Raw genomic sequence first — 14,014 nt, 5'->3', positions numbered from 1 at the left:
TCTCGCAACCTAAGCATCCAAGCTAGACTCAAGCAAGCCAAATGATGGGCAGTATCGATTAATTTGACGACTTTCGGCTAAAATCAGCGGCGAACGGAGTCAATACCAGGCGTGTAGCAATAGGAGCTAAAGTTGAAAGTAAAGATACCTTGTTTTAAGTGCTTCGAACAGGATGGAATTAAGGAGCCGGTTTTCTCTTTTTTAGAGCTTGGTGAAAGCAATATTCACGAGGTTATCTGCACTCGTGGCCACAAAACCTTCATAGCTTTGACTCAGCATAAGCACGAGATCCTCTTCGAAATTGGCGCCATGGCTTTAGCGGATGGTTATCCTAGAGAAGCAATTGCCACTATTGCCGCGGCGCTTGAACGATTTTACGAACTATGCATACGTGTCATTAGTTCTGGCATCGAAATCCCGGAAGAGCAACTGCACGCAGCCTGGCGCCTGATTGATGCGGCGTCAGAGCGTCAGTTCGGCGCCTTTATATTATCCATGCTTTTATGGTCTAAAGAATGCCCCGAAGTGATCGATAACAAGAAGCCAACATTACCCAATACATCGCGGGGAGACACTAAAACTTGGAAAGAGTTTAGGAATGCGGTCATCCACAAAGGATTGATTCCTTCGGAGTGCGTGACAATCGAATATTGCGAGCTTGTTTACGCGCACATGAATGAATTGACAAAGACTATGACACTGCGACACGAGGAAGCTTGGTTGTCAGAAGCCCAAAAGCAAGCAACTGTGGCCCGCCAAGCCAACCCAGAAAAAGAGATAGTTATGTTTGGACTCCCAACCACATTGTTTCTGGCGCGAGGCACACAAGCGCCTGGCAGCTTCAAAGAAGCATTGAAACAGCTGAATGGATACAGAGAGATTTACGGGCGCTAGCTAAAGTTTCTAGCACTAAAAAGCTTCATGTATGAAACTCAAAGAGTCTGACCCGGCGGCACAGCCTAGCAGTGGTTTAAATCGTTCGCTACGCTCACTTGGGCGAGCTAACGCCCGCCCCGTAACCAAACGCTAGGGCCGTTTGGAATCGAAAGCTGTATGACGTGAGCGACAGCTCCTGGCCGATTCCTGCCCCTGCCATCAACCGCAATGGGTCGGTTGCAGTCCGTGAGTGGTTGTTGAGGCACTCTCACTGATTAGCGCTTGCTGACCTCCAACTACTGCAAACAGTGGGTCTGCGTGAGTGCAGATGACTGGACAATTGGAGTGCAGAGGTCAAGCAAGTGCTATTGAGGGCTTATTTTAGATTAAACGGCTCGACGCATGCCGTTAAGTTGATTGCATTCTTTGACTGCCGCAGCGCGCTGAGCTTCCAGGTACTCCGCCAGATCCTTGATGTGGACGCCCTTTGCGCTTTTCTGGCTGGGCTCGAGGCGAGTGATTGGTATCTTAATTTGGCCGGCCAGGACTTTCCGCTGGAACATCTCGGTATGCGATCCATGAACCCCACCTACCGCAAGACGGGGCGACGGTTTACCGTGGCATCTCTGGCGAGCAACTCCACGGCAGCAAGGCTTCATAGTCTTCGACCGACGAAGCATGCGGCAACCGCTCCAGTACGTGGCGTAGCCACGTATAGGGTTCCTGGCCGTTGATCTTGGCGGTTTCGACCAGGCTATAGATCTGCGCACTGGCCGTGGCCCCCTTGGGCGTATCGCTGAACAGCCAAGCCTTGCGGCCGATGACAAACGGCTTGATTGCTCTTTCGGCCGCATTGTTGTCGATGGGTAAATAACCGGCCTCGACATAGCGCTCCAGTCGGCTCCAGTTGTTTGCCAGATAATGCACGGCCTTGCCCAGCGCACTTTGTGCGGTGACCTGCGGATGGGTTTTATCCAGCCAGCTTTTCAGTTGGGCGAGGATCGGCAGGCTCTTTTCCTGGCGACTGATAAACCGCTGTTCGTCACTGACGTCCTTAAGTTCACGCTCAATGCCGTACAGTTTGTTGATCATTGCCAGTGCGATATCCGCACGTCCCGTCTTGCCCTTGGGCTGCACTTTTTGCGCGTCCACAAACTTGCGTCGCGCATGCGCCATGCACGCCAACCGTTCGACGCCCGGTTGCAACGCCAAGGCGTTATAGCCGGCGTAATCATCGGTCATGACATAGCCGCGATAACTTTCCAGCAGACGCAACGGCACGTCCTGCGCACGGCTGGAGGTGTAATCAAACAACACCACTTTTCGATCGGGCGGGCCGCTGGCTTGTACCCACATCCAGGATTGGCTGGTCGGATCTCGATCCGGCTCTTTCAACACCTGGACGCGGGTTTCATCGCAGTGGATCACCGGACTTTCCAGTAATCGGTCGCGCATCAAGTTCAGCAACGGCTGGAAGTGTTCGCTGCACTGGATCACCCAGCGCGCCAGGGTCTGGCGCGGGATATCAATGCCATGCCGGCTAAGCACCGTTTCAAACCGATGCAGCGGCAAGCCGTCGACATACTTGGTGGTCAGCAGCATGGCCAGCACGCTCGGGCTGGCCATGCTCTTCTCGATCAACTGAGCGGGTTTGTCGGCGGTGACCGGTGCGGTTTCGCAACCACGGCAACCGTAGACCTTGCGGATATGTTTGATGACCCGGATCTGCATCGGCACGATATCCAGCTGTTCGCTGGTGTCTTCGCTGATCACATGCTTGCGGCAACCGCAGGCACAGGTCAGTTCGTGTTCGGGCAGTTCATGAATAACTTCGATACGCGGCAGATCAGCCGACAACGGCTTGCGTTTGCCACGGCGCGGCGTCGGCGAAACGGCTTCTTCGTCAGGGTCATCAACGAGCGGCATCGGCTCGCTTTCCGGCTCGTTGAACAGCGCCAGTTGCGGCGTGTTGGGCTCAACGGTCTGTTCGGATTTGCGCCCGAACAAGCGGTCGCGCAGCAACTTGATCTGTTCCTTCAGGTCGACGATGTGAGTCTGATAAGCCTGGGCCACTTCTTCCTGGCGGCTGAGTGCCTCAAGCAGCAGTTGCTTGAGCAAAACAGGATCATCAGGAAGGTCGTCGGGTAGGGAAATCATGGCCCGGATTATACCGGGTCAAGCGACGTAGCGCGGGGTCAAAACCTGATGAGGACGGTTACGCCAAAGATCAAAACCGTCGAGTAACCAGTTGAGTTCCTGAACCGTCAGCACAATCGCCTCATCGCTGACATCGGGTGATGCTTTAAAGCGCTCGGACTCCAGCCGCTTGAGCCAAAGGCAGAAGCCGTTGCGCTCCCAGTACAAGATCTTCACGCGGTTCCGGGATTTGTTGAGGAAGACAAACAGCACCGGATCGAACACCGCCACTTTTATATCCAGCTCGACCAGCGCGGCGAGGCCATCAATGGATTTTCGAAAGTCCACGGGTTTGGGGTAGAGATAGACTTTTTCGACTTTGGCGTCGGGTCGCATCATGGCGGGCGGGCTCCAGAGAAAAACGGGAGCACAGCATCCGGCGTCAGGGGAACGCTTTGAATGTGTAGTTCATGGAGCGGTTACACATCTCGGGCGTCAGGTGCGTGAAGTAATCTTTGCAGATCTGATCCAGAGGGATGATTGCCCGGCCATCGTATTGAGCCAACAGGATGAAGGCGGTATTCATGGGCAGTACCGGTAAGCGCCGTGGTGGCTGGTAGCTGGGACGTCCATAATGTGGCCGCCGAGTTTCACCTCTAGCTTGCTGTCAATGAGGTATTCAAGCTCTACGGCGGCGATTGCCGCGGCTTGAGCTGCTTGCATCGTCTGTAGGGCTTCAGCCGTTTTCTTATATAGCGCTTTCATTAGTGTTCTCCCTGTAGGCTCTTCAGGAGTGACTGGAGCTGTTTGAAATTTTCAAGTCGCTCAGCATTCCCTTCGCGCTCAGCCTCAACGGAAAGTGCAACCTCCTCGATGCGGATGGCCAACTTCCTCATGCGTTGGCTGATATCCTCTACCAGCGAGATCACTTCACCAGACAGGCTGGCCAGCACGTCAAGTGCACCAGGTTCAATCTTCTTTGTGCCAGGTACGACTGTCAGTGCTTCCTTCGGCATGTCCTGTTCCTTCGTTCTTCTCAATGTGGTCTTTGGTGTTACGCGCTGGAAGTGGCCGCTCACTGGCTCGCGGATCAGGCCGGCGTCTTTGAGTTCAACCAGGCATCTGCGTACTGCGCGGGTGTCTGCTGCCGTGCCTGCATTTCGCAGAGAGCCGTAAATGCTCGAAGTGTGCCAGTGCTCCTGGATTGGTACCGTCAGGAAAATCTTCTGAGCCAACGCAGACTGGCTGTCCAGCATCTGCTGGTGACGATTTGCAGTCATGGCCATTAGTGTTGCTCCTTGGAGCGATCCAGGCGCTCAATCTCCGCCAGGATAAGTGCCCCAGCCTTAACCAGCATGCGGCGCGGATCGCTCTGCTTCAGTTGGCTGCAGCGCCATGGCCAAAAGTCGGATACATCGCCGTGTCTTGCCCCTGCAGCTCGCAGGGCGTAAGAGGCGGCCGCAGCGGCAAGTTTGCCATCGGCATGCCCATCGTCATGATCCGCTGTCCAGCCCTTGTCCCTGATCTGCCGGCGTCGCTCGGCCAGCACGTCTCGGCCTGCAGCGGCAGGCATGAAGGATGGTAGTGCGCCTTGCCAAGCGGGGTGGCCAGGTTTGCGCACTTGGACATTGCTGCCGCATTCGCCACAAAGCCAGCTTACGGAGTCAGCGTCCAGCTCGGCCAGGTGGGCGCGAAGAGTGTCGCATTGAAGTGTCGTCGGGCAGTGGGGTTTATGTGGATCTGCCAGCGCGCCGAAGAAACCACCAGACTCATCACGCGCCCGGCTGCATTCGGGACAATGGCAGCCGAGGGTCCATTTTCCTTTACCACGGTGCTCATGAACTGGATCACCTTCCTGCCAGCCAGGGCAATCGGTTCTGTTACATGCCGCACATGGTTGCTTGAATATGTGTGTGCGAAGTGTCATGCGACGGTCCCCCGCTCGTGAGCGATCTGCATGGCCTCGGCGTAGGTCATGCGCCGGCCCTTGAAGTGCCAAAGCGGGTTGTTGGCATTGGTCAACACCAGGGTATCCAGCAGGGGGACGGCTGCCCCTGGTTGCCAGTCATCCAGAATGTTGCGCAAGCCAAGCGCCTTTGCGATGGTGTGGGCGTGAGTTGACTTGCCGCACCCCTGCGGGCCGTGCACCAGAACGCTCTTGGATAGGGTGTGGTTGGCAGAAGTGCTCATGCGGTTTCTCCTGCCTTGGTGGAGCTGGTAGGGGTGTTGCGCAGTTGGTCGTGAATACGCTTGGCAAGGCTCTGGAGGCTGCGGCATTCGTTGTGGGCTCGTACGCACAAGGGTTCGGTCCCTTTTGCCGTTTCCCAGGTGCGCTGTGCTAACCGCAGGGTCTCTGCTGCTTTGGTCAGTTGTTCATAGTCGATTTTGCTTACCGCAAGCCCGGTGTAAGACATGATCCGGGCTTCCAATTCTGTGATTTGCTGCAGCCGTGCGCTGGTGATCTGTGCAAATTTCTTCTGGTCGGCGGCACGCTCCAGAGCAAGGTTGTCCAAATCGCTCGTGAGGTTTTTGATGCGGAGGCTGTACTCGGCTTGGATCTTGTCGAGACCGGCGGTGTGCCCGGCTTCGTAGGCGCGTCGTCGGGCCTTAGCGAATAGGAAGGGGAGAAAAGCCAGGGTGAATATCCACAAAGCGCCCAGGGCTAGGATGTAGTGTTGCTGTTGCATGTGTTGTGCTCCAGATGTCGCCCGGCACCAAGCCGTGAAGTCGTGGTGAAGGTGTGATGCCGAGCAAAGTATCCCAACAGGCCGGGACCGCCGTTTTTAAGCCGATTGCTTCGCTTGGCTATCAAGAAAGTCAGCGAGGTCGTGCAGGTACACCACTGGTTTGGCTCGTGCCGAGTTGTGCGGCTTACTGAGCTTGAGCTTGATCCGTTCTGCTTTGATCAGTTCGCGCAGTCGGCGGTCCGTCTTGATGTGCGGAAAGTAGTGCTCTCGCACAGCAGTCAACGTCGGGCAGGGGGAGGGGAACTCCTTACGTAGCTGGGCCAATATGTCGGTCATGGATGCTCCCCGCTCCCCTCTTCGTTGGGCCGGAGCTTGGTGCGGACCGCTGCCGCGAGGTGGTCCTTACAGGTGCCTATGGCGGCAGCACAGATTTCGCCCTGGTCGTTGGTCACAACTGCTCCGAATGGGTGGATGGGGTCGGTTGTGGGCGTGATGTAGGCGATCTGGTCGGCGCCGATGACTTCATTCAAGCGGTCCAGTGCTTCCAGCATGGCAATGGCTTTCTCGGACTGGCACCCGGATTCAGTACGGCCATTGGCTAGATCCTGAATGAAGTCCCGCAGGAGCTGGTACTTGGCGGTGTCATCGCGCTGAAGGGTGAGGGAGCCTCTCTGTGGGCCAAACGTCACCGTCACCCGATGAGTTTTGGCGTCGGTCTCGACCATGACTTCGGCGTTGATGGTCACTTCGGGGCGCTGTACTGGGCAACTGGTTGCGCCCCCTTTCTCCAGGGCGCGCTGAAGTAGCATCACATTGCGAAGAGGAACGATGTACTCGCTCATTCCGCACCCCCAAATGGAGTGGCGCGGACATGACCATTGGGCGAGACTGCGGATTCCGCGGCCATCCGGCCACCTATTCCACGATGATCCGGCCACCCATTCCACGCGCATCCGGCCACTGATTCCACAGCCATCCGGCCACCCTTCAGGCAGGCAGCCACGCAGGATTAATTCACTACCATCGACCTCTTTTTTCGAAGCAGAGAGGTCGTCGTGGAGCGTTTATCCATGCGTAAGATTCGAGAAGTTCTGCGCCTCAAGTTTGAGGTGCGTCTATCTGCTCGCCAGATCGCGGTCAGCTTGCAAGTGGGGCGAGCCACCATCGGTGACTACCTCAATCGCTTTGCTGCCTGCGGGCTGACTTGGCCCTCTGCGCTGACCGACGCCGAATTGGAACGTCAGTTGTTTCCGCCTGCGCCGACCATCCCCAGTGAGCAGCGTCCGATGCCTGACTGGGCATGGGCTCACGCCGAACTGCGCCGCCCCGGCGTCACCCTGGCTCTGCTTTGGCAAGAGTACCGGCTCAGCCACCCGCAAGGCTTCCAATACAGTTGGTTCTGCGAGCACTACCGGCTCTGGGCCGCCAAGGTCGACGTGGCCATGCGCCAGGAACATCGCGCCGGCGAAAAGCTGTTCGTCGACTATGCCGGCCAGACCGTGCCGGTCATTGACCGGCACACCGGCGAAATCCGCCAGGCCCAGGTCTTCGTCGCTGTCCTCGGCGCCTCCAGCTACACCTTTGCCGAGGCCACCTGGTCGCAGCAACTGCCCGATTGGCTGGGCTCGCACGCCCGCTGCCTCGCGTTTCTCGGTGGAGCGCCCGAGATCCTGGTGCCGGATAATTTGCGCAGCGGCGTCACCAAAGCGCATCGCTACGAACCGGACATCAACCCCAGCTATCGCGATCTGGCCGAGCATTACGGGGTCGCCGTGTTGCCCGCTCGCGCCCGCAAGCCCAAGGACAAGGCCAAGGTCGAAGTCGGCGTGCAGGTGGTCGAACGCTGGATCCTCGCGGCCTTGCGCAACCGCCAGTTCTTCTCGCTGGGCGAACTCAACACCGCAATCGGCGTGCTGCTGGAGCGACTGAATCAACGACCCTTCAATAAGCTGCCCGGCTCGCGCCGCTCGGCCTTCGAGGCGCTCGACCAACCCGCGCTGCAACCCCTGCCGGAACAGCCCTATGTCTACGCCGAATGGAAAAAGGTGCGGGCGCACATCGACTACCACGTCGAAGTCGACGGCCATTACTACTCGGTACCGTACCAACTGGTGAAGCACCAACTCGAAGTGCGCCTGACCGCACAGACCGTCGAGTGCTTCCACGCCAACCAGCGCGTGGCCAGCCATGTGCGATCGCCGCACAAAGGTCGCCACACCACCCAAACCGAGCACATGCCCAAGAGCCACCGCGAACATGCCGAGTGGACGCCGCAACGGCTGATCCGCTGGGCAGAGCAGACCGGGCCAAACACCGCGGGTGTCATCGCCCACATCCTCGAGCGCCGAATCCATCCGCAGCACGGCTTCCGTGCTTGCCTGGGCATCCTGCGCCTGGGCAAACAGCACGGTGAAGAACGGCTGGAAGCCGCTTGCCAGCGCGCCCTGGCGCTGGGCGCATGCAGTTACAAGAGCCTCGAATCGATCCTGCGCCAAGGGCTGGAGCGGCTACCGCTGGCCCAGCAGAACCTGCCGCTGTTGCCCGATGAACACATCAACCTGCGCGGCCCCGGCTACTACCACTGACCTGAAGGAATACGCCCATGCTCCCCAATCCCACCCTGGACAAGCTACAAACCCTGCGCCTGCACGGCATGCTCAAGGCGCTGAGCGAGCAACACGCAACGCCCGACATCAACAGCCTCAGCTTCGATGAGCGCCTGGGGCTGATGGTCGATCGCGAGCTGACCGAACGTGAAGATGCGCGCCTGAGCACTCGCCTCAAAGCCGCCCGACTGCGCCACAACGCCTGCCTGGAAGACATCGATTACCGCAGCCCGCGTGGGCTGGACAAGTCCCTGATCCTGCAACTGGGCAGCGGCCAATGGCTGCGCGACGGCCTGAACCTGATCATCGGCGGCCCCACCGGCGTGGGCAAAACCTGGCTGGCCTGCGCACTGGCCCACAAGGCCTGCCGGGACGGCTACAGCGTGCGCTATCTGCGCCTGCCGCGCTTGATGGAAGAACTGGGTCTGGCCCACGGCGACGGTCGCTTCGCCAAACTGATGGCCGGTTATGCCAAGACCGATCTGATCATTCTGGACGACTGGGGAGTGGCGGCGTTTACCGCTGCGCAACGGCGCGACATGTTGGAGCTGCTGGACGACCGCTACGGGCACCGCTCGACACTGGTGACCAGCCAGATGCCGGTAGACAAATGGCATGAACTGATCGGCGATCCGACCTTGGCCGACGCCATCCTCGACCGGCTGGTGCATAACGCTTACCGCATCGAACTCAAGGGTGAATCGATGCGCAGGCGCTCGATGAAATTGACTGCAACAGGGACTTCAGACTAACAATGCAAACCTGCGTCGCTGCGCTCCGACTGCCCGGCCGGATGGCCGTGGAACAGGTGGCCGGATGTGCGTGGAATGCCCGGCCGGATAAGCGTGGAATGAGTGGCCGGATGGCGTGGAATCCGCAGTCAATGATGGCGAACCGGGTGTGTACACACTGGTCGTGGCGTTTGATGGCACCAACAACGACCTCTTCAATACCCCTGACTCGGAAAACGCCACGGTAGTTGGCAGGCTTTATCAGGATGTCGTCGACGAAGTTCGCAAGGGCCCTGAAAACGCGTCGATCCCTGTGAATGCTTTGTCGGCGGTTTACTATCGGGGGCCGGGCTGCCCTTCCTGGGTGGCATGTCCTTTTGATTCTGCGATTGGCTGGAGTACCTGGCTGACGGCCCGTCGCGCCGAGGCCGATGTGGAGTCCAAAATTGCCAGACTGGATGCTGGGGTCAGAGAGATTCGTGTCGTTGTCATTGGCTTCAGTCGGGGGGCGGCGACGTCTCGGTATTTCCTCAATCTGTTGGCCAGCAAGCCTTTGGTTAATGTGCGGGGCGAAACACTCACAGTGCGTTCCTACGCGCTGTTGTTCGATACGGTAGCGACCGGTTTGGCGAACTATCTGGATCTGTCGTTGCCAGCGAATCTGGAGTTCGCATACCACTTTGTAGCCCTGAACGAGACTCGCAAGTTTTTCGGGCTGGTGGTCGACGCCGATGAAGGCTATGAAAGTAATCCGCTGGCGAAACTTTTTTACTTTCCGCAGCGGATTGTGACCATAGAAGTACCGGGGGCGCACTCAGACTTGGGCGACTCTTACAAGAAAGGTGCTGGTATGGCGGTCACACAGTTTGCCCGAATAACGATGGCAGGGTTGGGGTTGAGGCCAACCTTGAAAAATTACAATTGCGACTTGCCTGAAAACAGTGAGCAGCCAGGTTGCCGTGTGCTGGATGAAGGGCTTCATGACTCACGGGGTACGATCGATCTCTGGCTGAGAGTGCCCTCGCCTTATGGTTGTTTCAATCACCGCGAGAGAACCGTAAGACCCAGTCAGATGAACCTCGACGATGCGATGAAACTTACGTGGCGACGTTATCGTGGGATTGAGCATTCTCCACCCTTTATTAACAATTTGTTACGTTTTCAATGGCTGGAAAACTATCGCTTCATCAGTCTGGGTGGCCAGCATCCGGTTCTATATCCAAGAATCAGCGACATCGGCTTCAATGCTGTGGTCGTGCCGGTGGGCGACCGATTGAAAGTCGTACTCAGGGGCGCAAACAACGATCAGGTATACACCGTGCCCGAGCGAGTGTTGCAGCGGGTGCGTGAAGCATCGGGGCGTTCCGAGCTTGAACTGAATTTGATCAAGGGGCAGCCTCGCTGGTTCGTGAATGGTTGCATGCCGGAAGAGGGCTGAGTCGGCTGATGTCCTCGGCGTTTTCGAGTATCGGCATGGCACGAAGGAGTCGCAAGAGTGGCACTCCCTCTGTCGGTCTTCTGATGTCGTTCGTTCCCCCCTTTCAAAAGTTGCCGCCAGCTCATTTGCGGGCAAAAAAAAGAGCAATGTCGGCCCTGTCCAGCTGAGATGCGGCCTACGTGAGTTTCACTATTTTCACTCACGCTTTACCCACAAGTTATCCACAGATGCCCACCTTGCAATACCCCTGATACCGCATTATCTTGTATCTCAAGCGCGGCAAAACACTACATGTTGGGTTTTGTAAGAAAAACCAAGCACAAGTCAAACGACATACTCAAGCCCTTTTCCATCGCTTTTTTCGTTTGAATGAAACACGAATTCACCAGCCAAACCGCTTCAGCGGAGGGCGACCGATTTAGAGCTGCATCAGCGGCAAATCGGGTTTGGGAATTGCGGGTACAACCTGCACCCCCAACAGCAACAGTTTTCGGATCGACGATTCGAAACCTTTAACTTCGGCCAAGGAGCGGCACGTAAAAGCCCTATTCCTGATCTGTCCCGAAGTTGTTATGCCCGGCCCCATCGTGGATGGCCGTTGTACACAGTAACAGTATGTGAAGGAGATTAAGGAAGGCCCAGGACGGGCAAAGAAAGAAGGAAGCTTGCAGATGACCACCTACGTCGCCAAACAGAACGTGGCCATCTGCACCGTCTGAAACCAACGATTGTAAATACGTTAGCCCCAGGTGGGACCGCATATTGAGCCAAACCATGACGTCAGCGTCAATCGGTAACCGCTTAGCTGTACTACCACGGGTCTGACAACACAACCCTCTTTGACAGAGACGTAAAAGTCATGACTACGAATACCAAACAATCCTCGTCTACAGTCGCCAAGCTGGCTTCTGAAACCCTTCGCAACCCGAACGCATCGGCCATTGCAAAAAGCTTCGCTGCATCTGCCCTTTCTCAAACGTCTTCCACGAAGGAAACCGGAAAGGCAATGGAGACGAAAGCCTCTCAGGTGCTGCAGTCCGAAAAGTACAGCGAGACTACCAAGACTCTCGCCGCTTCGGTCCTCTCTCAATCTAACAAGCAACGCTGAAAGGAGACTCGAACATGGCTAGATGCACAGCGCCAGTACGCGGACATAGCTCAGCGGCAGCGGCCGCTGCCTGCCCTGCATGCCGCTACCGCAGTAGCAACCGCTATGACGGTTATGGCTCGTCCTACTCCTCGTCGGGCAGCAGCGGGGGTAGCTATGGCAACAGTGGCGGCGGTGGTGGCAGGTCCAGCAGCAGTTCAAGGCCGCGCTGGTCGAGAGCGGGTTCGTCCGTGTCGTACACGTCTGCCCAAGTGCAGTCACTCACGCCAATCCGCCAAACCGTTGAGACGCGAGCAGCGGAGCAATCTGACCTTCGTGACGTCTTCCTGTGCCACGCGTGGGACGACCGGCAGGGGCCAGCCAAAGAGCTGCACGAGTTGCTCGTGGCGGCTGGTGTCAAAGTTTGGTTCAGCGAGAAGGACCTTGGCCTCGGCGTTCCGATGATGCGCGCCATCGACAAGGGCTTAGCAAATTCGCGAATCGGGCTTGTGCTGGTGACCCCTGCGCTGCTGACCCGCCTCCCCAAAGAGAGCGTCGCCGACAAAGAGCTTTCGGCACTCCTGGCGGGTAACCAGCTCGTTCCCATCGTGCACAACACGACGTATGAAGCTCTCCGCAATGTCAGTCCCTTGCTCGCCTCCCGAAGCGGCCTGGACACTGCAGAAGATTCAATGGCGGTGGTCGCGGCAAAAATCGCCGAGCTGGTCGCGTTCTAGCTCTATTGCACACACAGGTTCGCCATTCAGATGCGGCTGTTCGGAAAAATGTACTCTAACCCTTCGGTCAACCAGACCTGCTTCACTCCGCGCTTGATCAGGTAGGCCATGGGTGTGACACCAAAGTGTGACAGCAAAGTGTGACAGTGCTGGCTACACCCCGATTTTTTGACTGCCTGTGATCACCTTGAACACAGAAGGTAGGAATAACCCAATAACGCCATAACCATTGATATAGAGCCTTCGAAACGATCAGCCGTGAACCCGGTCAGGCCTGGAAGGGAGCAGCCGCAGCGGTGACATTGTGTGCCGGGGTGTGGCTGGTGGGGTTGCCACCTTAACGCCACGCGCCAATCCTTGGCGCTTTTTCAATCCTTATCCCCTATCGATTTTGACCTGGTGTCTCACTGAGACCTGACCGGTGTTTTTGTACGCCTGGCTTTTCTCATGCCTTCTTGGCGTAGTTGCTTGCGCCGAACCAATCGACCACCACGACCGCTTCATCCCCGACCACCCAGGCATCATGGCCCTTTGGTAGTGAGGTGATGTCGCCCGGGCCGGCAATCAGCTCGGTACCGTCATCCATGCGGATGGCGAGTCGACCTGCGACGTGGTATTGAAAGTGCGGTGCTTCGCAACTTGGGGTTTTGGCCAGGGGCTGGATGTCATTGGACCAGCGCCAGCCGGGCTGAAAGGTAAAACGGCCCACTTCGGCTTCGCCGATTCTCAGGATTTCAGCCTTGCCATGGGTGAATTCCCGGACTTCATCCGGTTGTGAGAAGGATTTATGTTCGGTTTTTTGCCTGTGGATGTTCATGAGCGGGGCCCTCGTTCGTGTGCGTGAAAAGGCCTGCAACACTTTAATCTTAGTGGCCTGGCAAGCGTCTGGAGGGCTGGCGGGGTGTTTACGGACGCTCGGTCGGGCCTGGCCCGGGCATCGCGTTCGATGCATCGTGGCGGGCGATGATTCGATCGATCTCGCCGGACAACTTCATTCTCAGCAAGGTCAGTAGAATCCGCTGCACGGGAAGCGTCGGATCGTTGCGAACATAGCAGCCCAGTGCGTGTTTCTCGAGGACAGCCACGCCTTGCAGTTGCTGCTGGGGCGGCAATTGGCGATTGAACCAGTCAAGCGATAGCTGGTTACTGATCGCGTAACGATATCGGCCGGCCTGGAGCTTTTGCAGGACCAGCTCTTGGGTGCGGGCGTCATCGCGCACCAGTCGGCCACTGTCGAACAGCCCTTGCATGGCGGGGTAGGTGTAACCCAGGACTGTCCCGATGCTTTACCTGGCCAGTTGGGTGGGGGTGGTGGGTGCGCTCTGGCCGGCGGTGGCGACCAACAGGTCGCGTTGATAAAACAGCGGCCGGCTCCAGATATAGTCGCGGGAAGGGTTGGGCAGCCAGGACTGGCTCACGTAGCAGCGAATGTCGATGTCGCCGTTGTCCATCGCCTTTTGCAGTCGCAGTTTGGCCAGCACAAGGTAGGTGGTGGGGCGGTTGACCTGTCTGGCCAGGCTCTGCGTGAGGTCGTAGAGGATGCCGTCGACCGGTTGCCCCTGCTCGACCCGGATCAGCGGCATGGCCCAGCTTTCGGCGATGGAAAACCGCAGGGCAGGTTCGATGGCCAGGCAATTGCCGGTCAGCAGCGCTAGTGCGCCCAGCGCTAGACGCATCGGGTTCTCCGTGAAGGGAATGAATGCCGCGGTCGTTGTT

The 14,014-nt window shown here is 57.5% G+C and carries 17 protein-coding genes, 1 other RNA gene and 3 pseudogenes; 7 read left to right on the top strand and 14 right to left on the bottom strand.

Annotated features, from left to right (window positions below; translation table 11 throughout):
- Positions 1-132 precede the first annotated feature (132 nt).
- Positions 133-894 carry a hypothetical protein gene (locus tag NVV94_RS18195; protein WP_258443777.1) on the top strand — a complete coding sequence of 254 codons (762 nt, stop codon included), beginning with the start codon at positions 133-135 and terminating at the stop codon, positions 892-894.
- A 368-nt stretch (positions 895-1,262) separates the two neighbouring features.
- Here NVV94_RS18195 and NVV94_RS18190 read toward each other — a convergent pair.
- From NVV94_RS18190 to NVV94_RS18135, 12 genes and pseudogenes are all read right to left on the bottom strand, one after another.
- Positions 1,263-1,442 (bottom strand): annotated as a pseudogene (locus NVV94_RS18190) (pyocin activator PrtN family protein); the annotation flags it as partial.
- 46 nt (positions 1,443-1,488) lie between these two features.
- On the bottom strand, positions 1,489-3,033 hold the full coding sequence (tnpC, locus tag NVV94_RS18185) for an IS66 family transposase (protein WP_258443364.1): 1,545 nt from the start codon (positions 3,031-3,033) through the stop codon (positions 1,489-1,491).
- An 18-nt stretch (positions 3,034-3,051) separates the two neighbouring features.
- Positions 3,052-3,411, bottom strand: coding sequence for an IS66 family insertion sequence element accessory protein TnpB (gene tnpB / locus NVV94_RS18180; RefSeq protein WP_258443363.1), 360 nt, complete (start codon positions 3,409-3,411; stop codon positions 3,052-3,054).
- A 70-nt stretch (positions 3,412-3,481) separates the two neighbouring features.
- Positions 3,482-3,598: pseudogene (locus NVV94_RS18175) on the bottom strand (pyocin activator PrtN family protein); the annotation flags it as partial.
- Positions 3,595-3,777, bottom strand: a complete 183-nt coding sequence (locus NVV94_RS18170; protein WP_258443776.1) for a hypothetical protein — start codon at positions 3,775-3,777, stop codon at positions 3,595-3,597. The gene NVV94_RS18170 and the pseudogene NVV94_RS18175, both read right to left, overlap by 4 nt.
- Positions 3,777-4,298, bottom strand: a complete 522-nt coding sequence (locus NVV94_RS18165; RefSeq protein WP_258443775.1) for a hypothetical protein — start codon at positions 4,296-4,298, stop codon at positions 3,777-3,779. The genes NVV94_RS18170 and NVV94_RS18165 overlap by 1 nt, the downstream gene beginning before the upstream one ends.
- Positions 4,298-4,585 (bottom strand): hypothetical protein, encoded by a 288-nt coding sequence (locus NVV94_RS18160; RefSeq protein ID WP_258443774.1) that lies wholly within the window; start codon positions 4,583-4,585, stop codon positions 4,298-4,300. The genes NVV94_RS18165 and NVV94_RS18160 overlap by 1 nt, the downstream gene beginning before the upstream one ends.
- Positions 4,586-4,668: 83 nt before the next feature.
- Entirely contained in the window at positions 4,669-4,851 is a 183-nt protein-coding gene (locus NVV94_RS18155; protein WP_258443773.1) for a hypothetical protein, read from the bottom strand.
- 84 nt (positions 4,852-4,935) lie between these two features.
- Entirely contained in the window at positions 4,936-5,202 is a 267-nt protein-coding gene (locus NVV94_RS18150) for an AAA family ATPase (protein ID WP_258443772.1), read from the bottom strand.
- Entirely contained in the window at positions 5,199-5,699 is a 501-nt protein-coding gene (locus NVV94_RS18145) for a hypothetical protein (RefSeq protein ID WP_258443771.1), read from the bottom strand. The genes NVV94_RS18150 and NVV94_RS18145 overlap by 4 nt, the downstream gene beginning before the upstream one ends.
- Positions 5,700-5,795: 96 nt before the next feature.
- Positions 5,796-6,035, bottom strand: coding sequence for a pyocin activator PrtN family protein (locus tag NVV94_RS18140; protein ID WP_258443770.1), 240 nt, complete (start codon positions 6,033-6,035; stop codon positions 5,796-5,798).
- Positions 6,032-6,541 (bottom strand): hypothetical protein, encoded by a 510-nt coding sequence (locus NVV94_RS18135; protein ID WP_258443769.1) that lies wholly within the window; start codon positions 6,539-6,541, stop codon positions 6,032-6,034. Before NVV94_RS18135 ends, NVV94_RS18140 begins: the two co-directional genes overlap by 4 nt.
- 228 nt (positions 6,542-6,769) lie before the next feature.
- Between NVV94_RS18135 and istA the strand changes: the two genes are divergently transcribed.
- The 6 genes from istA (at position 6,770) to ffs (ending at position 12,627) form a co-directional block, all read left to right on the top strand.
- Positions 6,770-8,284: an IS21 family transposase gene (istA, locus tag NVV94_RS18130; protein WP_258443136.1), complete on the top strand. Its 1,515-nt coding sequence runs from the start codon at positions 6,770-6,772 to the stop codon at positions 8,282-8,284.
- A 17-nt stretch (positions 8,285-8,301) separates the two neighbouring features.
- Complete coding sequence (gene istB, locus NVV94_RS18125) at positions 8,302-9,057, top strand: IS21-like element helper ATPase IstB (protein WP_258443137.1); 756 nt, start codon at positions 8,302-8,304, stop codon at positions 9,055-9,057.
- A gap of 115 nt (positions 9,058-9,172) precedes the next feature.
- Entirely contained in the window at positions 9,173-10,474 is a 1,302-nt protein-coding gene (locus NVV94_RS18120) for a DUF2235 domain-containing protein (RefSeq protein WP_258443768.1), read from the top strand.
- Positions 10,475-11,333: 859 nt separating this feature from the next.
- Positions 11,334-11,582 carry a hypothetical protein gene (locus NVV94_RS18115; RefSeq protein ID WP_258443767.1) on the top strand — a complete coding sequence of 83 codons (249 nt, stop codon included), beginning with the start codon at positions 11,334-11,336 and terminating at the stop codon, positions 11,580-11,582.
- A 230-nt stretch (positions 11,583-11,812) separates the two neighbouring features.
- Positions 11,813-12,298, top strand: a complete 486-nt coding sequence (locus tag NVV94_RS18110; protein WP_258443766.1) for a toll/interleukin-1 receptor domain-containing protein — start codon at positions 11,813-11,815, stop codon at positions 12,296-12,298.
- 232 nt (positions 12,299-12,530) lie between these two features.
- Positions 12,531-12,627, top strand: an RNA gene (ffs, locus tag NVV94_RS18105) — signal recognition particle sRNA small type.
- Positions 12,628-12,743: 116 nt separating this feature from the next.
- Here the strand turns inward: ffs and NVV94_RS18100 are convergent.
- Positions 12,744-13,115: a cupin domain-containing protein gene (locus NVV94_RS18100; RefSeq protein ID WP_258443765.1), complete on the bottom strand. Its 372-nt coding sequence runs from the start codon at positions 13,113-13,115 to the stop codon at positions 12,744-12,746.
- A gap of 88 nt (positions 13,116-13,203) precedes the next feature.
- Positions 13,204-13,974: pseudogene (locus NVV94_RS18095) on the bottom strand (substrate-binding periplasmic protein).
- Positions 13,975-14,014: the final 40 nt, after the last annotated feature.

Source organism: Pseudomonas sp. LS1212 (assembly GCF_024741815.1).
Classification (GTDB): domain Bacteria; phylum Pseudomonadota; class Gammaproteobacteria; order Pseudomonadales; family Pseudomonadaceae; genus Aquipseudomonas.
Note: the sequence above shows the minus strand (reverse complement) of the source record. Positions and strands in the feature narration are given on the sequence as shown.